Source organism: Kitasatospora purpeofusca (assembly GCF_000718025.1).
GTDB classification, from domain to species: Bacteria; Actinomycetota; Actinomycetes; order Streptomycetales; family Streptomycetaceae; genus Kitasatospora; species Kitasatospora purpeofusca.
This window is the reverse complement of record NZ_JODS01000001.1, coordinates 288290-310651: the sequence shown is the minus strand read 5'-3', so window position 1 is coordinate 310651 and position 22362 is coordinate 288290. Positions and strand designations below refer to the sequence as shown.

The window sequence follows — 22362 nt, the reverse complement described above, 5'->3', positions numbered from 1 at the left end:
CCCCGTGGTCTCCCGGGGCGGGGGCGACGGTCGGGCCCGGTCGCGGTCGGGGCGGTCGCGGTCAGGGCAGGCGGCGGAGCAGGCCGACAGCGCTGCGCAGGGTCTCGCGCTCCTCGGAGGTGAGGCGGGCCTCGATCGCCTCGGCGATCCGCGCCTCGCGGCGGGCGCGCTGCTCGGACAGGGCGGCGCGGCCGGCCTCGGTGGCGGTGACCAGCAGCTTGCGGCGGTCGGTGGTGTGCGGCTGCTGGGTGACCAGGCCGGCCTCGGTGAGCAGCGCGACCGTGCGGGCCATCGACTGGTGCCGGACGCGCTGCAGGACGGCCAGTTCGGCGACGGTGTACGCGCGGTCGTCGCGGACCAGCAGTCCGAGTACGCCGGCCTGGTTCTGCGGCAGCGTGTCGTCGGGGCGCAGTGCGCGGACCAGTTCGCCGATGGCGCCGCGCAGGTCGGCGGCGAGTTCGAGGGTCTCGGGGTGCGGGCTGTTCACGGGAGAAGCCTACCCCGAAGATCTACAGCAAAACTGTGCAGCTTTGCTGTATGTTCTGCCTATGCGGATCACCAAGTTCGGACATGCCTGTGTACGCCTCGAGCACGGGGGGACGACCGTGGTCGTCGACCCCGGATCGTTCACCGATCCCGCCGCCCTGGCCGGCGCGGACGCCGTCCTGATCACCCACGAGCACGTCGACCACTTCGAGGAGGCCCGGCTGCGGGCCGCCCTGGAGGCGGATCCGGAGCTGCGGGTGTGGACCAACACGGATGTCGCCGGGAAGCTGGACGGGGTCGGCCGGCGGGTGACGGCGGTCGGCGAGGGTGACGCCTTCGACGTCGGCGGGATCCCGGTCTCGGTGCACGGCGAGTGGCACGCGGTCATCCACCCGGACATCCCACTGGTGCGGAACATCGGCTTCCTGTTCGGCGGACGGCTGTTCCACCCCGGCGACGCGCTGCTCGTCCCGCCGGCTCCGGTGGACACCCTGCTGCTGCCGATCGCCGCGCCGTGGACCAAGGTCGGCGAGCTGGTCGACTACGTCCGGGAGGCCGGTGCGCGGCAGGCGGTGCCGGTGCACGACGCGGTGCTCAGCCCGGTCGGCCTCGCCGTGCACACCCGGCTGCTCGGCCCGGGCGGACCGGGTGGCGCGGAGCTGCGCACCCTGGGCGAGGGCGAGAGCCTCGACGTGGGGTGAGTCCCCGGATCCCGGGGCGGCGGAGTGGTCCGGGGTGACGTCGCGGGGTGACGTCCTCGGGCTGACGTCCCCGGGCTGCCGTCCCGGGGTGACGGGAGGGCGGTGCGCGCCGGTAGCCTGACGCCATGCTGAAGATCGGACTGACGGGTGGCATCGGCGCGGGCAAGAGCGAGGTCTCGCGGCTGCTCGCCGCCCATGGCGCGGTGATCGTGGACTCCGATGTGATCGCCCGCGAGGTGGTCGCCCCCGGGACGCCCGGCCTCGCGGCCGTGGCCGCCGAGTTCGGCCCGGGCGTGCTCGCGGCGGACGGCTCGCTGGACCGGCCCGCCCTCGGCGCGGTCGTCTTCGCCGATCCGGCCCGGCTGAAGGCGCTGAACGCGATCGTCCACCCGCTGGTCCGGGCGCGGTCCGCCGAACTGGAGTCGGCGGCCGCGCCGGACGCGGTGGTGGTGCACGACGTGCCGCTGCTGGCCGAGAACGGTCTCGGCCCGCTGTACGACCTGGTGGTCGTGGTCGACGCGGCGGACGAGGTGCGGATCGACCGGCTGGTCGAGCTGCGCGGCATGACCGAGGACGAGGCCCGGGCCCGGATGGCGGCCCAGGCGAGCCGGGCGGACCGGCTGGCGATCGCCGATCTGGTGATCGACAACAGCGGCCCGCTGTCGGAGCTGGCCCCCCGGGTCGACGAGGTCTGGGAGCGGCTGACCGCCCGGCGCTGACCACGCGCCGACCCTGCACCGGCGCCGCTCGGGTGGCTCGCCCCGCTCAGGCCGCGGTGGCGTGGCCCACGGCCGCGGCCGCGAAGGCCCGGATCATCGGGTGCGCCTTGGTGCCGTCCCCGGCGAGCTCCGGCTGGAACAGCGAGGCGAGGAAGAACGGGTGCTCCTGCTCCGGCAGCTCCAGGATCCGCAGCTCGCCCCCGTCGTCCGCGCCGGTGAACCGCAGACCTCCCGCGCGAAGACGTTCCAGATAGCCGTCGTTCAGCCCGTACGCGCAGTGGTACCGCTCCACGGTGCGCGGTGCGCCGAGCACCCGTTCGGCCAGCGAGCCGGGGGTCAGCCGGACGGCACCCTCGTGCCCCACCAGGGAGCAGCTGAGCGGCACGATCACCCGGTCCGCCTCCTCCGGGTTGCTCTCGCCGTGCGCGGCGCCGTCGATGCCGCAGACGTGCCGGGCGTACTCCAGCACCGCGTGCTGGAAGCCGGCGCAGGTGCCGAGGAAGGGGATGCGCCGCTCGCGGGCGGTGCGGACGGCGGCGACCGCGCCGTCCTCGCTGCGGTACGGGCTGCCGGGCAGCAGCCAGACCGCGTCGAAGCCGTCGAGCGCGCCGGGGGCCGCGGCGTCCTCGGTGGGGATCCAGTAGGCGTCCAGGACGAGCTGCTCGCGGGTGGCGAGCGCGTCGAGCAGCCCCGGGATGCGGGCGTGCGAGCGGACGGCGGCCGAGCGGTCGCCGACCAGGGCCAGGCGGGAGGTGGGATGCGTCATGCGGTTATCCTGACCGCCGACGCGGCATCAGCGCCAACGATGATTCCTTACCTCTCGATCAGTGGATGTGATGGCAGATGGAGCCGCAGCAGCTGCGCACCTTCGTCACGGTGGCCCGGCTGGGCTCGTTCTCAGACGCGGCCCGCGAACTCGGCTACACCCAGTCCGCGGTCTCCCAGCAGATCGCGGCGCTGGAGGCGGACCTCGGCACGGCCGTGCTCCACCGCCGCCCGGTCGGGCCGACCGGTGCCGGTGAACGCCTGCTGGAGCACGCCGGGGCGCTGCTGCTGAGGATTGATGCGGCGCGCGCCGACATCGCGCGCCTGGCGGGTGCCGCGAGCGCCCGTCTCGCGGTCGGGGCCACCCCGCTGGCGGTCGGGGTGGAACTGGGGCGCGCGCTCGCCGAGGTGCGCCGGGCGTATCCGGCGGTGGACCTGACGGTGCGGGTGGTCGCCCAGGACGTGCTGCCCGCCGAGGTCGCCACCGGCGCGGTCGACCTCGCGCTCGTCGACGGCCCGGCCGCGCCCAGCGACCCGCTCCCGCTGCCGGACGTGGGCCCGCTCGCCACCGTCGCCGTCGCCGAACAGCCGCTCGTCGTCGCGCTGCCGTCCGGCCACCCGCTCGCCGGGCGCTCCGGCCTGGCGCTCGCGGACCTGTCCGCCGCCCACTGGCTGGACGCCCCGGGCCTCGCCCCGACCGCCGCCCGGTTGAGCGCCGCCACCGGCGTCGAGGGCTACCGGCCCGCCGCCCGCTACCTGGGCACCGATGTGCGTGGGCTGCTCGCCCTGGTCGCGGCCGGGCACGGGCTGGCGCTGCTGCCCGCCACCGCCCTGGCCGGGGTCCCGGACGTGGCGGCGGTGCCGGTCCGGGCTCCCCGCCTGGTGCACCGGACGGAACTGGTGCACGGCGCGCTGCCGGAGGGGCCCGCCGCGCTGCTGGCCCGGCTCCTGGCGGGGGACCGGGGCGGGGCATCCCGCCCGGAGGTGTGACGGCTCAGCCGACGATGCGGGCGCCGGGACAGCAGGGCCCCTCGACCTGGTAGCACACGTAGCGCAGGCAGCCGAGGCAGACCGAGATGTTCTCCAGTCGCCAACTCTGGCCGTGGCAGGCGCAGTCGGCCCGTTCGCGCAGCAGCGCGTCCCACCCGTCGGCGCCGCCGTTGGCGGCGAAGGCCGCGGCGACGTACTCCGCGGTCGCCGGGTCGTCCTCGGTGGTGCCGCGCCGGGCGGCGTCCAGGTGCCAGCAGTAGAGGGCGAGCAACGGCCGCCCGTCGACCAGGCGGTAGCGGGCCCGCCCGTCGTCCTCCCAGTCCCGGACCAGCCGGGCGACCCGTTCGGGGAACGGTCGCGCGGGGTCGAGGAGGCGGCGGTTTCCCTGCGGCGGTAGCGGCTCGGCGGTCATGTGGTCCCCTTTCCGGGGCCCACGGTAGGGTGTCACGTGGTGAAGTCACCGGCCGGGGTGGGGTGTTGGGCGGATCGCCGGGCTAGGAGCAGGTGGTGCCCTCGGCCGGCACCTTGTCGGCCAGCAGGTACTGGTCGACGACCTGCTTGAGGCAGGCGTTGCCGGAGTCGTAGCCGCCGTGGCCCTGGCCCTGGAGGGTGACCTGGACCCCGACGCCCGCGCCGAGCTGCCGCGCCATCGCCCCGGCGCCCTCGTACGGGGTGGCCGGATCGCCGGTGTTGCCGATGACGACGATCGGTGCCGAGCCCGCGGCGGACACCTCGGGGAGGTCGGCGCTCCCCTGGACCGGCCAGCCGGTGCAGGAGGTCAGGCCCCAGGCGGTGAAGTCTCCGAACACCGGCGAGGCCTGGCGGAACGTGGGCAGCAGCCCCTGGACGTCGGCGGCGGTGTAGCGCGACCTGTCGTCGGCGCAGCTGATCGCCCGGTTGGCGGCGGACTGGTTGCTGTAGTGGCCCTGCTGGTCGCGGCCGGAGTAGGCGTCGGCGAGCGCGAGCAGGGTGGTGCCGGTGCCGCCCCGCATCGCCTCCTGGAGGCCGATGGAGAGGGCGTTCCAGGTGTTCGGGTTGTAGAGCGCGGCGGCGATGCCGGTGACCGCGAGGTCCTGGGTCAGCCTGCGGTTGCTGTCGGTGGGCAGCGGGGCGGTGTCGAGGCCGTTCAGCAGGTCGGTGATGCGCCGGGTGCCCTCGTCGCCGCCCTGGCCGGTCGGGCAGGACGGCCCGGCCTGGGCGGCGCACGCCTTCATGAAGTTCTCCAGGGCGAGTTGGAAGCCCTTCGCCTGGCCGAGCGCGCTCTGCACCGGGTCCTTGGTCGGGTCGACGACGGCGTCCATCACCAGGTGGCCGACGTTGCCCGGGTACTGGTGCGCGTAGACGCCGCCGAGTTCGGTGCCGTAGGAGATGCCGAAGTAGTGCAGTTTCGCGTCGCCGAGCACCTGGCGCATCAGGTCGAGGTCGCGGGCGGCCGAGACGGTGTCGACGTGGGGCAGGACGGCGCCGGAGTTCTGCTCGCAGGCGGCGGCGTAGGCGGAGCCGGCCGCGTCGAGCGCGGTGGTCTCGGCCTGGTCGTCGGGCGAACCGTCGACGGCGGCGGAGGCGTCCGTGGCGGCGTCGTCCAGGCACCGCACGCCCGCGCTGTTGCCGACCCCGCGCGGGTCGAAGCTCACCAGGTCGTAGCGGGCGTTGAGGTCGGCGTAGTCCTTGGCGAGAGCGGGCAGGGTGGCGACGCCGGAGCCGCCGGGACCGCCGAAGTTGTAGATCAGCGAGCCGATCCGGGGCTGCCCGCCGGTGCCGGTGGCCACGGCCCGGATCAGGGCCAGGTCGATGGTCCGACCGTCGGGCTTCGCGTAGTCCAGCGGGGCCTTGAGCGTGGCGCACTCCCAGGGCGCGCCCGGGGCCGAGCCGTCGCCGCCCTGGGCGGTGGAGGGTGCCGGGCAGGGCTGCCAGCCGAGCTGCTGGCCGGTGAGCGAGGCCGGCAGCGGCGGGACGCCCGCGCTGGTGGAGGCTGCGGGAGCAGTGGCTGCGGCGGAGGCGGAGGCGGTGGACGGCCCGGACGTCGCGGAGCCGGTGCCGGAGCCGGTGCCGCTCTCGCAGGCGGCCGTGGCGGTGGCCAGGACCGCGGCGAGGCCGAGGGCCCCGGCGCCGCGTACGACAGGGTGCATGGAGGGTCCGTTCCTGGGATCGCGGCGGGGTCGCGGCGGGGTTGCGGGCGGGCGGCGGTGGCGGCCGCGGGGCTGCTGCGGCGTCAGCCTAGGGACGGGGCGCGCCCGGCGCGGGGCGACGCGCCGTCGGCCGGGGGCCGTGCGGGTGGTCCGGCGCGGCGGGGGAGGGGCGGGCGCAGGGGTTGCCGAAGTCCGGGTGGCTCGTTGTTCCTGCCGTGAGCCCTGACTTTTCCGCCCGTGGCGGTTGTGAAGAAACGATTCTGCATGCCCGCGTCGCTGTTCCGGCGGTGCGCACCATCCGGAGGCGGTCATGACGTACGACAGCCCGCGTGTCCCCGCGCAGTACGCCCCCGGTGACGGCTGCGCCGTCGCGCTCGACCTCCGGGTCGCCGTCTGCCCCGGCCTGACCGTCTCCGTCGCGGCCCGGCTGCGATACCACACCGCCGACCCCTACGCCGTCTTCCTCGACAACCACACCGACCTCGCCACGCCCATCACCTGGGTGTTCGCCCGCGACCTGCTCGCCACCGGACTGCACGGCTGGTCCGGGATCGGCAGCGTCTCGGTCCACCCCGGCGTGGACGAGCGGCTCGACTCCGTCTTCATCACCCTCACCGGCGAGGGGAGCAGCGTGGTCCTGCGGGCCCCCGCCGAGCGGGTCCGGGCGTTCCTCGCCCGCACCGAGAGCCTGGTCCCGATCGGGCGGGAGCGCACCCACCTCGACCTGGACGGCCTGCTGCGGCGGTTGTACGAGGGCGGCGCCGCCTCGCCGGGTCCGTGAGGCACCGGGCGCGCTACTGCCTGCGGGGCGCGCTACCGCTGCCCCGCGCCCCCGCCGGGTGTGCGAGTGCCCGGGCGGCGGCCCGGTGCCGGGGCGCCCGGGTCGGCCAGCACCTCCCGGTAGGGCGCGAGCAGGGCCGCCACCGGGTCGCTCCCACCGGCCCCGGCCCCGGGTCCGGTCACGCCTGCCCGGTGGTCTCCGGGCGCAGCGCGCGGACGGCGAACAGCGTGGTGAGGTGCGGCGAGCCGAAGTACAGCGGCAGTCGCCCGGTGCGGAAGTAGCCGCCGGCCGGCCAGGAGCCGTCCGGGAGCTGGGTGTCGGCCAACCGGCGGCGCAGTTCGGGCAGTTCGGCGGTCCCGCCCGCGTACTCGCCGGCGATCACGAGCAGCGCCACCGCAAGCGGTGTGTCGGCGGTCTGGGTGGTCACGTGCCCCACCGCCCGCCGCACCGGCTCGGCGAGTTCGGGCACGACGGTGGATGCCCGGGCGGCGGCGTGCAGGAAGGCCTCCGGGGCGGCGTAGTTGAGGGTGCCGGTGCGCGGGCCGTTGAGGTGCTCGACGACGTAGCGGAGCGTCGCCTCGGCCGCCGGGTGCGGCAGCCGGCCGACGGCGCCCGGGAGGTGCAGGGCGAACAGGACGTTGGCGGCAGAGACGGCGTCGTAGCGGCGCCCGCGGGCGGGGCTGCTGTCGCTGTCCTCCCAGTAGGCCGGTATCGGACCGTCGTCCGGGCCTATCTGGGTGTCGAGCAGCTCGCGGGCCAGGTCGTCCAGTTCGGCCGGTGCGAGCAGCCCGTGCCGGGCCAGTCCGGCGGCCGCGACGGCGGTGCTGCCCGTGTCGGCGGGGGACGGGCGGTCGGGCGGGAAGATGCGGTAGCGCCGCGCCTCCGGCTCGCGGTACCGGGCGACCTGCGGCGCCAGCGCGGCGACCAGTTCGCGCTCCTCGGCCCGCCCGGAGTCCGGCCGCAGCAGCGCGAGCCCCCACATCGCGGAGAGGCCCTCGTCGTCCGGGTCGAACCCGAGATCCTCCCCGTGGGTGACGAGCAGGTGGCGGCGCCCGTCGGCGCCGCTGAGCGGTCTGCGCAGCTCCGGGTCGGCGCCGGGCCGGGCGGACGGCAGCCCAGCGGGCCCCAATGCCCGGTGGAGGAAGCCCAGTCCGCGCCCGACGGCGTCGTCCCACGGCGTTTCGTCGGCGGACATCGCGTCCCGTCCCCTCATCGCTGCCGGCCGGCGGATCGGCCGACCGGCCCCCGCCCTGTCCACCCTCCTTCCTGCCCGGTCGTGGCGCCCGCATGCCTCAGCCGGCGAGCGGCCTGCGGAACAGGCCGGTGAGCAGCACGGGCAGGCCGAAGAGCGGGGACGCGGGCTCCTGCGGGACCATCGGCCGGATCTCCAGCTCCGTGAACCCGGCGAAGATCCAACGGAGTTCGTCCGGTGTGAAGGCCAGCCCGCCGTCCAGCCGCCCGTTGCGGTACAGCTCGGCGTCCGGCAGCTCCGAACCCATCTCGCCGGCCGCGAAGCAGGTCAGCCCGAAGTACCCGCCCGGTGCGAGGACGCGCTCCAGCAGGGCCAGGTAGCTGATCCGGCGGTGCGGCGGGAGGTGGTGCAGGCAGCCCGAGTCGTACACCAGGTCGTACTGGGGGAGGGGCAGTTCGGCGCTGAAGATGTTGCCGTGGTGGAAGCGCGGGGCGACGCCCGCCGCGTCCGCGCGCTCGCGCGCCCAGGCGAGGGCGGTCGCCGAGAGGTCGACGGCGTCCACCTCGAAGCCGCGCGAGGCGAGGTGCACGGCGTTGCGGCCGGCCCCGCAGCCGAGGTCCAGCACCCGTGCGCCGGGCGGCAGCAGGCCGCCGTCGAGCCGAGCGACGAGGTTCTCGTCCGGCTTGTCGACGAAGAACGGCCGCCCCGAGGCCCGGTCGGCGTAGAAGCCGTCCCACCAGTCGGCGGCCCGGTCGGTCCAGCGGTCCGCCTCGGGGCGGAAGAGCCCGTCGAGCAGGTCGAGGACGTCGTCGACGGAGCGGATGGCGCGGTTCAAGGGCGGGCCTTTCGGTGGGGTGGGATGCTCCCAGCCTAGGAGTCCGCGGCCGTACTCTCACCCCCGATTCCCTGCGCCGAAAGGGCCGTTGAGCCCCGCTGCGGCCCCGGTCGGACGTCCTCCGTCCTGGCCCCCGGACCCCGGGACGGGCGACCGGCCGCACCGTGCCGCAGGCCCGGGAAAGGGCGTTCGGGCGGGCCGCCGGAGCCCGCCGGACGGGGGTGCCGGATCACATGTCGATCACGTTCCGGAGGCCGCTCCGCCCGCGTCCCGAGTCACGCTCAGGTGCCGTCGGCCGCACCGGCGGAGAGGAGTTCGCAGTCGGCGAAGTTCATGCAGCCGCAGGCGAGGCAGGCCGCGACGGCGTCCCGGAGCTGCTGGGTCTGCCGGACGACGCGGTCGAGCTCGGGGAGCTTGCGTTCGGCCAGGGCGCGCCACTGGCGGGTGGTGCCGCGGGTGGTGGAGGTGTCCAGCAGCCCCCGGATCTCGGCCAGCGTGAAGCCCGCCCGCTGGGACATCCGGATCAGGGCGACCCGGCGCAGCGTGGCCGCCGGCCAGACCCGGCGGCCGCCCTCGCGCCGGGCGGCGGGCAGCAGGCCGAGGCTCTCGTAGTACCGCAGCGCCGAGGGCCGCAGCCCGGTCTGCCGGGCCAGCTCCCCGATACCGACATCCTGCACGTCCGCCCCGTTCCCCGGTTCCGCTTGACTTCAAGCGCGCGTGAACCGCTTGCCTGGCCCGCATGATCTCATCCGCACCACTGGTCCGGCGGCTTCCCCCGGCCTACCGTCCGCTGTTCGCCCCCGGCCCGTTCCGCCGGCTGCTCCCCGCGCTCGCGGTGTCCGACCTCGGGGACGGCATGAGCGCCGTGGCCGTGCCGTGGCTCGCGCTGCAACTGGCCCCGCCCGGGCAGACCGGGCTGTACGTCGGGGCCGCCGTCGCCGCCTACGTCCTGCCCGGCGCGCTCGGTGCGCTGCTGCTCGGCCGTTGGCTGCGCGGACTGCCCGCGCGGCGCCTGATCCGGGCGGACGCGTGGACGCGCGCGGCGCTGCTGGGCGCGATCCCCGTCGGGTGGGCGTTCGGTGTGCTGGGGCCCTGGCTGCTGCTGGTCCTGCTGGCCGGTTCCTCGCTGCTGCACGGGTGGGGCGCGAGCGCCAGGTACGCCCTGGTGGCCGAGGTGCTCCCGGCGGATCGGCGGCTGGCGGCCAACGCGCTGCTCAGCACGAGCGGCTGGGTGGCGATGATCGCCGGACCGGCGCTGGCGGGGACGCTGACGGCGGTGGTCGCGCCGGCCTGGGTGCTCGGGCTGGACGCCCTGTCGTTCGCGGTGCTGGCGGTCGGTGCCGGGAGGCTGTCCGCCGTCCCCGCTGCCGTCCCCGCCTCCGTTCTGGACCGGCCGGAGCGGGAGGCCGTGCCGCGCGGCGAGGGGCTGCGGGTACTGCGGACCAGGCCGGAGCTGCTGGCCCTGCTCGTTCTGACCTGGCTGTTCAACCTGGCCTGGGGCCCCGTGGAGGTCGCGCTGCCGCTGTTCGTCGGGCAGGAGCTGGCGGCCGGGCCCGGTCTGCTCGGCACCTACTGGGCGGCCTTCGGGGTCGGGGCGGTGCTGGGCGCGCTGGCCGTCGGCATGCTGCGCCGCGGCGCGGTCCGGCGGGTGCTGCTGGGGATCGTCGCCGCGCACGGCGTCGCCCTGCTGTCGTTCGCGCCGCCCGGCCCGGCCGTGGTCTCGGTGGCCGGGTTCGCCGTGGTCGGGCTGGTGTACGGCCCGTACGGCGCGCTGTCGCTCGGCCTGTTCCAGGACCTCACGCCGCCGCCCGCCCTCACCTCCGTCCTCGCCCTGAGGTCGTCCGTGCTGATGACGGCCTCCCCGGCGGGCGCGACCCTGGGCGGTCCGCTGACGGCCGTGCTGGGGCCGCGCGCCGTGCTGGTCGGGGCGGGACTGGCGATGATCACCGTGGCCGTGTGCGCGGCCGGAACGCCGGTCCTTGCCGGACGCCTCGCGCGTTCCACGCGCGGGAAGTCGGCGGATCCGACCTCCCGCCCGCGGGCGCGGGCCGGGACCGGTGGATAGGGTCGGCCGTATGACGGACGACGGTGTGCGGGTGGTGCTGATCGGCGGGACGTCGAACACCGGGAAGTCGACGCTCGGCCGGCTGCTGGCGGACCGGCTCGGCTTCGCGTACCGGACGACGGACACACTGGCGCGCCACCCCGGCCGACCGTGGCCGGTGCCGGGGTGGGAGGTGCCGCCGCACGTGGCCGAGCACTACCGGACCCTCGCCGTCGAGGAGTTGATCGCCTCGGTGCGGGAGCACTACGCGCGGCTGTGGCCCCGGATCGAGCAGCTGATCGTGGACGGTGCAGGAGCGGGCCTCGTCCTGGAGGGTTCGGCGCTGTGGCCGCCCGAGGTGGCGCGGCTCACCGGCGGCAGGGTGTCCGCCCACTGGCTGCGTGCGGACGAGGCCGTCCTGCGTACCCGGATCCGGACGGCCGGGCGGTACCCGGAGGCGACCCCGGACGGCCGGTACCTGATGGACAAGTTCCTGGCCAGGTCGGTGCGTTACCAGGAACTGCTGCTCGCCGAGCTGTCGGTGCTCGGGTCGGAGCCGCTGGAGGCGGGGGACGGCCGGTCCGTCGCGGAGCTGGCGGACGCGGTGCTCGCGGCCGTCACCGATCGGCCGCCCGTCACAGGTGCAGGGTGAACGAACCCTCGCCGTGGCGGCGGCCGTTGACCTGGAGTTCCAGCAGGTGCACGCCGGGGTGGTAGCGCCGGGTGCTGATCGGCTTCACGGCGTGCCGCCGGGTCGCCCGCAGGGTCTCGCCGGGCGCCAGTGAACGGGTGGTCAGCTTGAAGACCTTGGGAGTCCGGCCCCCGTTGGCCTTCACGTGGTGCACGACGTAGTCGATCACCACGCTGGTGCTCTCGTCGTGGGTGTTGGTCACCGCGTACTCGAACACCAGGTCCTCGCCGAGCCGGAGGTCCGGGGTCAGTACCTGCGGGCCCTCGACGGTCACTTGGACGTCCGGGCGGTGACCGAACAGGGTGAGCGCCTCCGGGTGGCCCGCCTTGATCAGGGTGCGCAGACCGTGCCGGACCAGTTGCGGCGTGGTCGGCGCCGGATCGGCGAGCCAGCGGCCGGCGGCCTCGACGGCGAGGTCGGGGTGGTCGCGGCTGATGTCGTTGAGGTGGTTGGCGACCGAGCGGCGCACGTAGTCGGACTCGTCCCGGTACAGCGCGTCGAGCAGTGGCAGCGCGGGCCTCGGATCGGCGATCAGCGCGGGCAGTTGGGGAGCCCAGGGCAGGCGCGGCCGGGTGCCCTCGCTCACCAGCCGCCGGACGTGCGGGTCCGGGTGGTCGGTCCACCGGGCGACAACGGCGAGCGCGCGGGCCTGGTCGGCCCGGAGGAACGGGCGGACGGCGCTCTCGGAGGTGTGCCGGGGCGTGAGCGCGGCGAGCAGCGCGAGTGCGGGCTCGAACGCGTCCAGGCCGCGCACGGCGACGGCCTCACCGACCGGGAAGGTCATCCACCCGGTGAACTCCTCGTCCCGCAGCGCGTCCTGCAGCACCCGCTCGAACTCCGGGTAGGCGGCCGGGAGATCGGCGAGCACGGCATCGCGGATCGCCACGACGCGTTCGCGGAAGCCGAGCGGGTCCAGGGCCGCACCGCAGCGGTCGAGGGCCTCCGTGGTGGTGCCGTGCCCGGTGCGGGCGAGGCAGCGGGCGAGCGCGGCGACGGTGTCCTGGTCGATCATCTCGGCGGCCGTGGGCACGGTTGCCTCCTGGTGACGTGCGGGTTTGCCGTGGTCGTTGAACGGTACGCGGCGGGTCGGACAACGCCCGGTTCTGCCGGATCCGGCCAAGTTCGTGGTCGAAGACTTCGAGTGCTGAATAGTCGGGTATGTGTGGTCTATCCGCTTTGTGTTGGCCTTGCCATGACATCCCCGCATCGGCGCGGTCTGTCCAGCACTGATCGGGAGAATGTCCGGCCATATCCGCCGATGTACCGGCGGGCATTGTTCCGTTCTGGCCCGAGAAATCCGGATCACCCAATTCCAGGTGGCCGAAGCTGGACATGTCCGGAGATCCGGAGGTCCAACCAAGGGATTCTGCGGATAAGTTCGACGTCGACCGGTCAGACGGACCGGTCGACATCGGGAGGAAATGCGATGAAGCTCGTCAAGCGCACCGCTGCCCTTGCTGCCTCGACGGCCGTCCTGGCCGGCGGCCTGACGTTCCTGTCCACCGGATCGGCGAGCGCCGCCTCCGGCTACGTCACCCTGACCAACCTCGCCACCAGCCGCGTCCTGGACAGCAACGGCAACGGCAACGTCTACACCCTCGGCGCCAACGGCGGCTCCTACCAGGTCTGGTGGGCCAACGACGAGGGCAACGAGACCTACACCTTCAAGAACCTGGCCACCGGCCGCTGCCTCGACAGCAATGGTGACGGCAAGGTCTACACGCTGGGCTGCAACGGCGGCAACTACCAGAAGTGGGTCAAGAGCTGGGGCGGCAACGGCGCCTTCTACCGGAACGTCGCCACCGGCCGCTACCTGGACAGCAACGTGAACGGCGACGTCTACGCCATCGGCGGCAACGGCGGCAACTACCAGAAGTGGAACTGATTCCCGATCGGGGCGATTTCCGCCTCCTGATCGGAGAGTTCTCCCGGTAAGGAAATGAAAAAACGCCCTCCCCGGCGCCTCAATCTCCGGGGAGGGCGTTTTCCGTGTCAGCCGGGGTGCAGCTCGCCGGCGCGGAGTGCGGTGAGGAAGGAGGCCCACGCGGTGGCTGTGAAGGTGAGGGCGGGTCCGTCGGGATCCTTGCTGTCACGGACGGGGACCATGTCCGTCGGGCTGTCGGCGGCCTCGATGCAGTCGCCGTCGTGGATGCTCTAGGTGCTCTTACGCCAAGTTGCGATGGGGCGCATTTTGCTTGCCTCCTGCGACTCGTCGTGTCGGCGGCTCCTGTGAAGGTCACAGGAGCCGCCGGGTAATCACGATTGAACGGGGAACTCGCCGGCGTGGATGGCCGAGAGGAAGGAAACCCACGCGGTGGCGGTGAATCTGAGCGTGGGGCCCTCGGGATTTTTGCTGTCCCGAATGGGGACGACGCCGGTGCATTCGTCGTCGACTTCGATGCAGTTGCCACCTTCACTGCCGCTGTAGCTGCTCTTGCGCCAGGTTGCGATTGCGTGCATGTCGGTTTCCCTCCAGTGGCTCATGGTGTCGGCGGCTCCTGCGGTGGTCGCAGGAGCTGCTGAGCGGTCACGATTTGTCGGGGAGTTCACCGGCGCGGATGGCGGCGAGGAAGGACGTCCAAGCAGTGGTGCTGAAGGCCAGAGTGGGTCCGTGAGGGTCCTTGCTGTCACGGACGGGAACTATGTCCGACAGCCTGTCGGCGACTTCGATGCAGTCGCCCTGGCCGTTGCTGTAGCTGCTCTTGCGCCATTGCTTCATTCGTCGTACTCCTCTGCGACTTTCCTCAACCACGTGATGGATTTCTCGGGTTGCACCGATGAGGCCATGAGGCGAAGGAACACGTCCTGGTGCCGTGCGACCTCGGACGGCCGTTCCGCGTAGGTGCTGCTTGTCGTTGCCTCGGAGTAGGCCACGCTGCCAGGGATGTCGCTGAACGAAAGGACTGAGAATGAGGAGCCCATGGCCGCGTGTGCACCTGCCGAGAACGGAAGGATCTGGACGGTGATGTTGGGCCGTTCGTCGGCCATGGCCGCGAGATGGTTCAACTGTTCGGCCATCGCCGTCCCGTTGCCGACTGGGCGCCGTATGACCGCCTCGCCGATGATGGCCCAGAACTGGGGTGGATCCGGTCGGTCGAGGATCTGTTGGCGGTCCATTCGTAGAGCCACCCGGCGCTCGACCTCGGTCGTGGACTCCGTGGGATTCATGGCACGGATGACGTGCCTTGCGTAGGTCTCGGTCTGAAGCAGCCCCGGGACGAGCTCGCACTGGTATGTGACGATCTTCGTGGCATCCGATTCGAAGCCGACGTACGCCCGAAACCAGTCCGGCAGGGCATCGCCGTAGGCATGCCACCAACCTTGCTGACGGCTCTGTCGGGTGAGACTGAGGAACTGTTTCACCTCTTGGGGTGAACTGATCCCGTAGTGCGCCAACAGCTTCGCTGCGTCGCGCTCTTGTAGTGACACGAGGCCACTCTCGATGCGACTCAACTTGGAGGCCGACCAGCCGAGGGCTGCGGCCACGTCCTTGGCGCTCAAGTCGCGAGACGAACGCAACTTGCCGAGCTCACTGCCAAGCCTACGTCGCAGCACGGTCGGACTGCTCACGCGTCACACTCCCTGCCTGTTCGGGTCCTTGCATAGTCTGCCACCCCTCTTCGAGCCTCAACCATGATGGCAGAAGCTGCAATTGCAGATGAGATGCGCTTGCGCGCAATCAGCTGCACGGTGCACACTACATGACGTGACCGCCCGGATCTTCTGAGTGATCAAGTGGTCGGTTGCCGGGCATTCCCATGCCTCAACTCCCTGTACGCGGAAGGTGAATCCGCCATGTCCTCCTGCAACTCCTCCCCCTCTCCCTCCACCTCCCTCTCGGCCTGGCTGCCGCGCAGCCGGCGCTCGCCCGGCGAGGCCCGCCGGCTGCTCGACAAGCTGCTCGCCGATGCGCCCGGGGGTGAACGGTTCGCCGACGCAGGCCAGTTGCTCGTCAGCGAGCTCGTGACCAACGCCGTCCTGCACGGCGCGCCGATGGGGCGCCGCGTCCATCTCGTGCTCGACGTCGACCGGTGGCGTCTCCGGATCGAGGTGCACGACGCGCGCGGTGAGCGCGGCCCGGTGCTCAGGGCGGCGTCCGGGGAGGACGAGTCCGGGCGCGGCCTGGTGCTGGTCAAGCTGCTGGCGCAGCGCTGGGGTTGCTGCCCGCGTGACGGTGTGGGGAAGATCGTCTGGGTGGAGGTCGCGCCGTAGGCCGACAGTCGGGGAACGGCGGATTCCGGCCGATGGGCCGGTGGTTGGTGCACGGCTTCCGCGAAACGGGCGACTCGTCAGACGCGGGACGCGCCGGGCGTCCCAGGTCGGGTGGACGAACCAGCAGCGTACGGCGAGCCTGGCGACAATTCCTATGTCATATGCGGAACTTCACACTCCCTCCCTATATTCGCCGCGGCAGGAATTGCCACCACCGACAACGAGGACGGAACCATCGTGCGCAGGAACACCAAGAGGATCAGCCTGGCCGGCTGTCTGCTGGCCGGCGTCGCCGCGGCCGCGGTCGTCACGGCGCCGGCCGCCAGTGCGCAGAGCAGCTCGCCGATCCGGCTCGCCAGCATCAACTGCAGCACCGGGTCGTTCGGCCAGGACGGCACCCAGTGGTACTACAACGTCTCCTGCTCGGCCACCGGCACCACCAAGTGGTGGGTGAACATCAGCTGCTCCGACAACTCCACCCGGACCGCCGGCCCGTACACCACCTTCCAGAACGTCCGCGTGTACTGCCCGCCGAACACCACCCCCAAGCAGGGCTGGGTCAGCTACACCCCGTGATGCCGTGAACAGCGCGCCGCCGCCCAGGCTCAGGGGGCGGCGGCGCGGCCGTTACGTCCCGCGCAGCCCCAACTCTCCCGCGCGCAGGCCGGCCTGGAAGCGGGAGCCCGCTTCGAGTCGTTCCATCAGCTCGGCCACCCGCCGCCGGTAGGTGCGCAGCGAGACGCCGAGCCGCCGGGCCGCCACCTCGTCGGTGAGCCCGGAGGCGAGGGAGCGGAGGATCGTGCGGCCGTCCGCGTCGAGGTGCGGGACGTCGCCCGACAGGTAGACGTCGAGGTCGACGGCGCTGTCCCAGGCGGCCTGGAAGAGCGCGTGCACGCCGTCGATCAGGGCCTGCGAGGTGGTCACGGTGTACTCGCGGCCGGCGGGGTTCTCCCGGCCCGCCAGGATCATCACCCGCCGGTCGATGAGGATGGTCTCGTGCGGCAGCGGTGAGCCGCTGATCCGGACCAGGGTGCCCGCTCCCTGCACCAGCCGCAGGTGGACGCGGGCCTCCTCGTCGGCGAGGGCGACCGGGCTGAGGAGCTTGCGGGCGGTGAAGCCGGGCGCGGCGGCGTCCCGCATCCGGGCCTGGACCGCGGCCCTCGCCTCCGGCCGGGACCAGGTGCGGAGGTCCCTGGCCGCGCACAGGAACTCGGTCCGCGCGGACTCGAAGAGATGGCCGGCGCGGGCGGCCAGTTCCGCGTCGCCGTGGACCGAGAACACCTGCTCGTTGCTCATCCGTCCAGTCTGGCAGCAACTGGCCACGGTCTCGCCGGGGTTCGCGGCGGCGGACAGCATGGGACGCATGACGACCACGACGAACACGACATTCCTCCTCGGCGGCGACCTCCCTGTCAACCGGCTCGGCTTCGGCGCGATGCGCCTCGCCGCCGGCACCTTCGACGGCCCGCCCCGGGATCCGGAGACCGGCGTCGCGGTGCTCCGGCGCGCCGTCGAGCTCGGGGTGAACCACATCGACACGGCCGGCTTCTACAACCGCGGAGCGGTGCGCGCGAACGAGCTGATCCGCAGGGCGCTGACCCCGTACCGCGACGACCTGGTGATCGCCACCAAGGTCGGTCCGCTGCCCGGTCCGGACGGCGTGCCGACCGGGAAGGCGGGGCCGGGCGAACTGCGCGGCCTGGTGGAGGCGGACCTGCGGGCCCTCGGGCTGGACCGGCTGGACCTGGTCTACCTGCGGGTGGGCGGGCTGACCGGGCCGGACACCGAGTCTGTCGCGGACCGGTTCGCGGCGCTCGCCGAACTCCGCGAGGAGGGGCTGGTCCGGCACCTGGGGGTGAGCAACGTCGACGCCGCCCAGCTCGCCGAGGCGCGGGCGGTCGCGCCCGTCGCGGCGGTGCAGAACAACTCGTTCGAGAACGGTGCGGGGCTGCTGGCCACCTGCGAGGCGGCGGGTATCGCGTACGTGCCGTACTTCCCGCTCGGCGGGAGCCTGGTCCCGCTCGACCTCGAACGGCTCGGCCGGGTCGCCGCCCGCGTGGGCGCGACCGCGTCGCAGGTGGCGCTCGGCGCGCTGCTGGCGGAATCGCCGTCGGTGCTGGCGATTCCGGGCACCGGGTCGCTCGACCACCTGGAGGAGAACCTCGCGGCGGGCGCTCTCGTGCTCGGCGCCGAAGACCTGGCCGAGCTGCGCGCCTGACCGGGTGTGCGGCGCGACCGTTCCGCGGCGGCACGGCTCAGAGCAGGTGCCGGAGGTAGGCCTCCGGCCGTTCCAGGTAGCGGCGCCAGTGGTCGACGATCGCGAGGTCCTGCCACCGGGTCGGCTGGATCCCGTGCTCGCCGACCTCCAGGACCGCCGCGCCCGGCACGGAGGCCAGGATCGGGGAGTGGGTCGCGCAGATCACCTGGGCGCCGCCGCGGCCGAGTTCGGCGAGCAGGGCGACCAGGCGCAGGCTGGAGGTGAAGGACAGCGCTGCCTCCGGCTCGTCCAGCACATACAGCCCGGGCCCCTGGAACATCGACTCGAACACGGTGAGGAACCCCTCGCCGTGGCTCATCAGGTCGGTCCGTTCCTCCCAGTAGCCGGGCCAGCCCTGCTTCTCCTCCATCATCCCCATCGCAGTCTCGGCCCGGAGGAAGAAGCCGCGCCGCTTGGCGCGCGGGCCCGACGCCATGGCGAGCCCGCGCGGCGTGTAGTCGAGGTGGAGGCGCTCGCCGAGCACGCTCTTCGCGCGCGGCGAGGCGTAGCGGGAGCCGCCGCGCCCGCCGTAGGAGTCCAGCCCGAACGCCTCCGCCACCGCCTCGACCAGGGTCGACTTGCCGCTGCCGTTCTCACCGACCAGGAAGGTCACCGGCGCGGGCAGCGCCACCCCCGCCCCGAGCAGCGCGCCCACGCACGGCACCGTCCACGGCCACTCGTCGCGGTCGTCCGCGTGGACGAGCTGGGGGTGGACGCGTATCCGGTCAACGATCATGGGCAAGCCTTTCCTGCGGGTGGTTCCGTCCCGAGGCTAGGCGGTGGGTCCGACACGAACGGTCACTGGACGACGAGGGTGCCCGTCATGGTCGGGTGGACGTCGCAGTGGAACGGGTACGAGCCGGGGGTGGTGGGGGCGGTGATCGTCGCCGACTTGCCCTGCTCCAGCAGGCCGGTGTCGAACGCCCCGGCGTTGGGTGCGAGGGCTGTGAGGGTGTGGCCGGCGGAGTCCTGGTTGGTGACGGTGATCGCGGTGCCCGGGGCCACGGTGATGGTGGCGGGGTCGAACTTGAAGTCCTTGATCGTCACGGTCACCGCCCCGGCCGGCGCGGAGGAGGCTGAGGGCGAGGCTGAAGAGGAGGCAGCGGAGGAGGAGGCGGCCGGCGAAGTGGCGGCCGGTGAGGTGACGGCTGGTGAGGTGACGGCCGGGGAGGTGACGGCCGGGGAGGAGGAGCCGCCCCCGCTACTGCTGTTGCTCGAACAGCCGGCGGCCCCGAGCAGCAGCCAGGCCGACATCACGGCGGCGAGGGCGCTCCGGGTCGGACGGGAGGGACGGAACGGACGGCGGGTCATCAGCGGCTCCAGCCTCGCTACCTGCGGCGACCCGCCCACGCTAGAGCCCGCCGGGTGGCCGTCACAGCGGGCGCGCCGGGAGCGCCCTGAACGAGGTGGCGTCCTCGGGCACCCCCGAGTGCTCCTCCCCGGCGTCGTCCCGGTAGTGCCACCGGAACGGCACCCCGCGCGCCAGCTCCGGGTCCGGACCGTCCATCAGCTGGAAGTGCAGGTGCGGTTCGGAGGAGTTGCCGGAGTTGCCGCACGCGCCGAGCCGCTGTCCGGCCCGCACCCGGTCCCCGACCGTGACGCACGGTGAGCCCCGGCGCAGGTGGGCGAAGCCGGCGACCACCCCGTCGCCGAGGTCGAGCAGGACGAAGTTCCCCCAGAGGTGCCGCGGCCGGCCGAGGCCGCGGACGAAGCCCTCCAGGTAGAGGTAGCCGAAGGCGGGCAGGGACGCCCGCGACCAGTGGTCCCGCATCCGCGTCTCGACGGCGATTACCGTGCCGTCGGCGGGCGCCAGTACCGGCTGCCCGAAGGACGGGTAGCGCTCGGGGCGGTGGCCGAACGGCGCGAGCAGCCGGAACGGCGGGCCCTGCGGCTCGTCCGCGTCCGGCGCGAGGACGAGGTCGATGGCGTAGGTCTGGGCGTGGCTGTGGGTGTGACTGGGGACCTTGGTGGCCGGGCCGTTCAGCGCCGACCAGCGGCCCTCGACCGGGACGGCGACGGGGCGCGGCTCCTGCTCGCCGCGCGGTCGCTGCGACCGGACCACGGACCACCGCAGCAGTCCGCCGACGGCCAGCAGCGCGACCCCGCCCAGCCAGAGCGGGCCGATGCCGCCCGTGCCGATCAGGGCGTTCACCAGGATGCAGAGGGTGCCGGCGCCGAAGACCGGGCCGTGGTACTTCCGGAGGGTCGACAACGGCGGTGTCCTTCCGAGGGCGGTCGTGGTCCGGGGGGCGTGGTCCGGGGGGTCGTGGTGCGGGGCGGCGTGGTGCGGGGTGGTTGCGGTCCGGGACAGAAACCGTGCCGCGCCCGTCAGACGCTGTCCGGCCCGTCCGTCGGGGCGGGCTCGGGGCCGGTGGCCGGGTCGCGGGTGAGCAGGTAGCGGGCGCCGGGGCCGGCCGCGGCCGCGCGGTCGGCGGCGTTGTAGAGCCCGCAGCGGGTGAGCGAGAGGCAGCCGCAGCCGATGCAGCCGGTGAGCTTGGCCTTGAGCCGCTCCAGCTCGGCGATCTGCTCGTCGATCCGGCTCTGCCAGGACTGCGCGACCCCGTCCCACTCGGTGCCGCTGGGGGCGCGGTGCTCGGGGAGGCGGTCGAGGGCGACCTTGGCCTCGTCCAGGGACAGGCCGACCCGCTGGGCGGCGCGGACGAAGGCGATCCGGCGCAGGGTGCCGCGGGTGTAGCGGCGCTGGTTGCCGGTGGTGCGGGTGGCGTGGATCAGTCCCAGTCGCTCGTAGTAGCGCAGCGCGGAGGTGGCGAGGCCGCTCCGCTCGGAGAGCTGGCCGATGGTGAGCAGGTCGTGGCGGCTCGGCCGGTTGGCGATCATGGGTGACACTGTAGCGCTTGACTTGAAGCCGACTTCAGGTTGCAGCATCGGAGGCATGACGAACCGCACCCGAACCACGGCCTCCGGTTTCGGCGATCTGCCGGGCCTGATGGCGCTGATGACCGGCGACGAGAAGCACGGCCCGGCCGCGACCTCCACCCTGGACGCCCTGTGGGTGCTCTACGACCGGGTCCTGCGGGTCACCCCGGAGACCGCGCAGGACCAGGACCGGGACCGCTTCCTGCTCTCCAAGGGCCATGGCCCGATGGCGTACTACGCGGTGCTGGCGGCCAAGGGCTTCCTCGACCCGGAGGTGCTGCCCAGCTTCGGCGCGTACGACTCGCCGCTCGGCCACCACCCGGACCGGCTGCTGGTCCCCGGGGTGGAGATCAGCTCGGGCTCGCTGGGGCACGGGCTGCCGATCGGGGTCGGCACGGCGCTCGGCCTGCGCGCCCAGGGCCTGCACGACCCGGCGGTCTGGGTGCTGCTCGGCGACGCGGAGTTCGACGAGGGCTCCAACCACGAGGCGGTGGCCTTCGCCGGGGCCTACGGCCTGGACCGGCTGCACGCCCTGGTGATCGACAACTCCTCCGCCACGCACGGCTGGCGCGGTGGCATCGCGGCCCGCTTCGCCGCCGAGGGCTGGTCGGCGGAGACCGTGGACGGCCGCGACCACGAGGCCCTGCACGCGGCGTACACCGCCGCGCACCCGGACCGGCCGCGGGTCGTGGTCGCCCGCGTCGAACCGAAGAACTCCTGAGCCGGAAAGGGCCCGATCATCCATGGACACCATGCGCGACCGCTTCATCGAGGTCACTTCCGGCCTGCTGGACGAGGACCCCCGGCTCGCCCTCGTGCTCGCGGACATCAGCGCCGCGGGCTTCCAGCAGGCCGCCGGGCGGCACCCGGACCGGCTGGTCAACGTCGGCATCCGCGAGCAGCTGCTGATCGGCGCCGCCGCCGGACTGGCGCTCACCGGGATGCGGCCGATCGCCCACACCTTCGCCAGCTTCCTGATCGAGCGGCCGTTCGAGCAGGTCAAGCTGGACCTCAACCACCAGGGTGTCGGCGCGGTGCTGGTGAGCGCGGCCGGCTCCTACGACTGGCCGGCCGGCGGCCGCACCCACATGTCGCCGGGCGACGTCGCCCTGCTGGACACCCTGCCCGACTGGACGGTGCACGTGCCCGGCCACCCGGACGAGGCGGAGCGGCTGCTGCGGCACGCGGTGGCCGACGGCGACCGCAAGGTGTACGTCCGGCTGTCCGCGCACCAGAACGAGCAGGCGGTGAAGGTCGAGCCGGGCCGGTTCACGGTGGTCCGCGAGGGCGCCCGGGGTGCCGTGGTCGCGGTCGGCCCGATGCTGGACGCCGTGCTCGCCGCCACTGCCAACCTGGACGTCACCGTGCTGTACGCGGCCACCGTCCGGCCCTTCGACGGCGCCGCGCTGCGGGCCGCCACCCAGCGGCGGGCGGACGTGGTGCTGGTCGAGCCGTACCTGGCCGGCACCTCCGCCAACGCGGCGCACGAGGCGCTCGCCGACCGGCCGCACCGGCTGCTGGCCCTCGGCGTGCCGCAGGCGGAGCACCGGCAGTACGGTTCGATCCCCGAGCACCTGGCGGCGTACGGACTGGACGCGCACGGGCTGCGGGAGCGGATCGACGGCTTCCTGAAGTGACCGGTGCCTTCCTGAAGCAGCGACTTCCTGAAGTAGCCGCTTCCTG

The 22362-nt window shown here is 73.5% G+C and carries 29 protein-coding genes; 12 read left to right on the top strand and 17 right to left on the bottom strand.

Annotation, left to right across the window (positions count from 1 at the left end; genetic code table 11):
- Nucleotides 1-61: 61 nt before the first annotated feature.
- Nucleotides 62-487, bottom strand: a complete 426-nt coding sequence (locus IF01_RS0101475) for a MarR family winged helix-turn-helix transcriptional regulator (RefSeq protein ID WP_030391353.1) — start codon at nt 485-487, stop codon at nt 62-64.
- A 61-nt stretch (nt 488-548) separates the two neighbouring features.
- Here IF01_RS0101475 and IF01_RS0101470 point away from each other — a divergent pair, with 61 nt between their 5' ends.
- Entirely contained in the window at nt 549-1187 is a 639-nt protein-coding gene (locus tag IF01_RS0101470) for an MBL fold metallo-hydrolase (RefSeq protein WP_030391352.1), read from the top strand.
- A 125-nt stretch (nt 1188-1312) separates the two neighbouring features.
- Nucleotides 1313-1906: a dephospho-CoA kinase gene (gene coaE, locus IF01_RS0101465; RefSeq protein WP_030391351.1), complete on the top strand. Its 594-nt coding sequence runs from the start codon at nt 1313-1315 to the stop codon at nt 1904-1906.
- Between the two features lie 46 nt (nt 1907-1952).
- On the opposite strand, the gene IF01_RS0101460 is transcribed toward coaE, so the two are convergent.
- Nucleotides 1953-2672, bottom strand: coding sequence for a CTP synthase C-terminal region-related (seleno)protein (locus IF01_RS0101460; protein WP_030391350.1), 720 nt, complete (start codon nt 2670-2672; stop codon nt 1953-1955).
- Nucleotides 2673-2749: 77 nt separating this feature from the next.
- On the opposite strand from IF01_RS0101460, the gene IF01_RS0101455 reads away from it, so the two are divergent.
- Complete coding sequence (locus IF01_RS0101455) at nt 2750-3661, top strand: LysR family transcriptional regulator (RefSeq protein WP_030391349.1); 912 nt, start codon at nt 2750-2752, stop codon at nt 3659-3661.
- Nucleotides 3662-3665: 4 nt separating this feature from the next.
- Here the strand turns inward: IF01_RS0101455 and IF01_RS0101450 are convergent, their stop codons facing one another.
- Together IF01_RS0101450 and IF01_RS0101445 are read right to left on the bottom strand one after the other, a co-directional pair.
- Nucleotides 3666-4073 carry a hypothetical protein gene (locus IF01_RS0101450; RefSeq protein WP_030391348.1) on the bottom strand — a complete coding sequence of 136 codons (408 nt, stop codon included), beginning with the start codon at nt 4071-4073 and terminating at the stop codon, nt 3666-3668.
- Nucleotides 4074-4155: 82 nt separating this feature from the next.
- Complete coding sequence (locus tag IF01_RS0101445; protein ID WP_030391347.1) at nt 4156-5790, bottom strand: alpha/beta hydrolase; 1635 nt, start codon at nt 5788-5790, stop codon at nt 4156-4158.
- Nucleotides 5791-6100: 310 nt separating this feature from the next.
- On the opposite strand from IF01_RS0101445, the gene IF01_RS0101440 reads away from it, so the two are divergent.
- On the top strand, nt 6101-6571 hold the full coding sequence (locus tag IF01_RS0101440; RefSeq protein ID WP_051754807.1) for an SsgA family sporulation/cell division regulator: 471 nt from the start codon (nt 6101-6103) through the stop codon (nt 6569-6571).
- A gap of 178 nt (nt 6572-6749) precedes the next feature.
- Here the strand turns inward: IF01_RS0101440 and IF01_RS0101430 are convergent, their stop codons facing one another.
- The 3 genes from IF01_RS0101430 to IF01_RS0101420 form a co-directional block, all read right to left on the bottom strand.
- On the bottom strand, nt 6750-7766 hold the full coding sequence (locus IF01_RS0101430; RefSeq protein ID WP_030391345.1) for a hypothetical protein: 1017 nt from the start codon (nt 7764-7766) through the stop codon (nt 6750-6752).
- 97 nt (nt 7767-7863) lie between these two features.
- Entirely contained in the window at nt 7864-8598 is a 735-nt protein-coding gene (locus IF01_RS0101425) for a class I SAM-dependent methyltransferase (RefSeq protein WP_030391344.1), read from the bottom strand.
- Between the two features lie 281 nt (nt 8599-8879).
- Nucleotides 8880-9275, bottom strand: coding sequence for a MerR family transcriptional regulator (locus IF01_RS0101420; RefSeq protein ID WP_037778610.1), 396 nt, complete (start codon nt 9273-9275; stop codon nt 8880-8882).
- Between the two features lie 62 nt (nt 9276-9337).
- Between IF01_RS0101420 and IF01_RS0101415 the strand changes: the two genes are divergently transcribed.
- Together IF01_RS0101415 and IF01_RS0101410 are read left to right on the top strand one after the other, a co-directional pair.
- The gene (locus tag IF01_RS0101415; protein WP_063764106.1) at nt 9338-10663 is read left to right on the top strand and encodes an MFS transporter; all 1326 of its coding nucleotides are present in this window, start codon (nt 9338-9340) and stop codon (nt 10661-10663) included.
- Between the two features lie 10 nt (nt 10664-10673).
- Entirely contained in the window at nt 10674-11294 is a 621-nt protein-coding gene (locus IF01_RS0101410) for an ATP-binding protein (RefSeq protein WP_030391341.1), read from the top strand.
- On the opposite strand, the gene IF01_RS0101405 is transcribed toward IF01_RS0101410, so the two are convergent.
- Nucleotides 11278-12363 (bottom strand): DNA alkylation repair protein, encoded by a 1086-nt coding sequence (locus IF01_RS0101405; protein WP_030391340.1) that lies wholly within the window; start codon nt 12361-12363, stop codon nt 11278-11280. The two genes, IF01_RS0101410 and IF01_RS0101405, sit on opposite strands and share 17 nt — an antisense overlap.
- 396 nt (nt 12364-12759) lie before the next feature.
- Here IF01_RS0101405 and IF01_RS0101400 point away from each other — a divergent pair, with 396 nt between their 5' ends.
- Nucleotides 12760-13218, top strand: a complete 459-nt coding sequence (locus tag IF01_RS0101400; RefSeq protein WP_078879565.1) for an RICIN domain-containing protein — start codon at nt 12760-12762, stop codon at nt 13216-13218.
- A gap of 107 nt (nt 13219-13325) precedes the next feature.
- On the opposite strand, the gene IF01_RS49550 is transcribed toward IF01_RS0101400, so the two are convergent.
- The 4 genes from IF01_RS49550 to IF01_RS0101380 form a co-directional block, all read right to left on the bottom strand.
- Nucleotides 13326-13466, bottom strand: coding sequence for a DUF397 domain-containing protein (locus IF01_RS49550; RefSeq protein WP_279617244.1), 141 nt, complete (start codon nt 13464-13466; stop codon nt 13326-13328).
- A gap of 123 nt (nt 13467-13589) precedes the next feature.
- Entirely contained in the window at nt 13590-13817 is a 228-nt protein-coding gene (locus IF01_RS41145) for a DUF397 domain-containing protein (protein WP_037778609.1), read from the bottom strand.
- Nucleotides 13818-13860: 43 nt separating this feature from the next.
- Complete coding sequence (locus tag IF01_RS0101385) at nt 13861-14052, bottom strand: DUF397 domain-containing protein (RefSeq protein WP_030391337.1); 192 nt, start codon at nt 14050-14052, stop codon at nt 13861-13863.
- On the bottom strand, nt 14049-14903 hold the full coding sequence (locus tag IF01_RS0101380; RefSeq protein ID WP_051754806.1) for a helix-turn-helix domain-containing protein: 855 nt from the start codon (nt 14901-14903) through the stop codon (nt 14049-14051). The genes IF01_RS0101385 and IF01_RS0101380 overlap by 4 nt, the downstream gene beginning before the upstream one ends.
- Before the next feature lie 225 nt (nt 14904-15128).
- On the opposite strand from IF01_RS0101380, the gene IF01_RS0101375 reads away from it, so the two are divergent.
- Nucleotides 15129-15545, top strand: a complete 417-nt coding sequence (locus IF01_RS0101375; RefSeq protein WP_051754805.1) for an ATP-binding protein — start codon at nt 15129-15131, stop codon at nt 15543-15545.
- Nucleotides 15546-15782: 237 nt separating this feature from the next.
- Entirely contained in the window at nt 15783-16121 is a 339-nt protein-coding gene (locus tag IF01_RS0101370; protein WP_244215395.1) for a hypothetical protein, read from the top strand.
- Nucleotides 16122-16172: 51 nt separating this feature from the next.
- Here IF01_RS0101370 and IF01_RS0101365 read toward each other — a convergent pair whose 3' ends face one another.
- Entirely contained in the window at nt 16173-16841 is a 669-nt protein-coding gene (locus IF01_RS0101365) for a helix-turn-helix domain-containing protein (protein WP_030391333.1), read from the bottom strand.
- Nucleotides 16842-16908: 67 nt separating this feature from the next.
- On the opposite strand from IF01_RS0101365, the gene IF01_RS0101360 reads away from it, so the two are divergent.
- Nucleotides 16909-17763, top strand: a complete 855-nt coding sequence (locus tag IF01_RS0101360; protein ID WP_030391332.1) for an oxidoreductase — start codon at nt 16909-16911, stop codon at nt 17761-17763.
- A gap of 37 nt (nt 17764-17800) precedes the next feature.
- Here the strand turns inward: IF01_RS0101360 and IF01_RS0101355 are convergent, their stop codons facing one another.
- From IF01_RS0101355 to soxR, 4 genes are all read right to left on the bottom strand, one after another.
- Nucleotides 17801-18538: an AAA family ATPase gene (locus IF01_RS0101355; protein ID WP_030391331.1), complete on the bottom strand. Its 738-nt coding sequence runs from the start codon at nt 18536-18538 to the stop codon at nt 17801-17803.
- A gap of 62 nt (nt 18539-18600) precedes the next feature.
- Nucleotides 18601-19113 (bottom strand): cupredoxin domain-containing protein, encoded by a 513-nt coding sequence (locus IF01_RS43435; RefSeq protein ID WP_051754804.1) that lies wholly within the window; start codon nt 19111-19113, stop codon nt 18601-18603.
- A 61-nt stretch (nt 19114-19174) separates the two neighbouring features.
- On the bottom strand, nt 19175-20014 hold the full coding sequence (locus tag IF01_RS0101345) for a M23 family metallopeptidase (RefSeq protein WP_030391329.1): 840 nt from the start codon (nt 20012-20014) through the stop codon (nt 19175-19177).
- A gap of 116 nt (nt 20015-20130) precedes the next feature.
- Nucleotides 20131-20640 carry a redox-sensitive transcriptional activator SoxR gene (gene soxR, locus IF01_RS0101340; RefSeq protein WP_037778608.1) on the bottom strand — a complete coding sequence of 170 codons (510 nt, stop codon included), beginning with the start codon at nt 20638-20640 and terminating at the stop codon, nt 20131-20133.
- Nucleotides 20641-20695: 55 nt separating this feature from the next.
- Between soxR and IF01_RS0101335 the strand changes: the two genes are divergently transcribed.
- Entirely contained in the window at nt 20696-21400 is a 705-nt protein-coding gene (locus IF01_RS0101335; protein WP_030391327.1) for a thiamine pyrophosphate-binding protein, read from the top strand.
- Between the two features lie 22 nt (nt 21401-21422).
- Nucleotides 21423-22316, top strand: a complete 894-nt coding sequence (locus IF01_RS0101330; protein WP_030391326.1) for a transketolase family protein — start codon at nt 21423-21425, stop codon at nt 22314-22316.
- Nucleotides 22317-22362 lie beyond the last annotated feature (46 nt).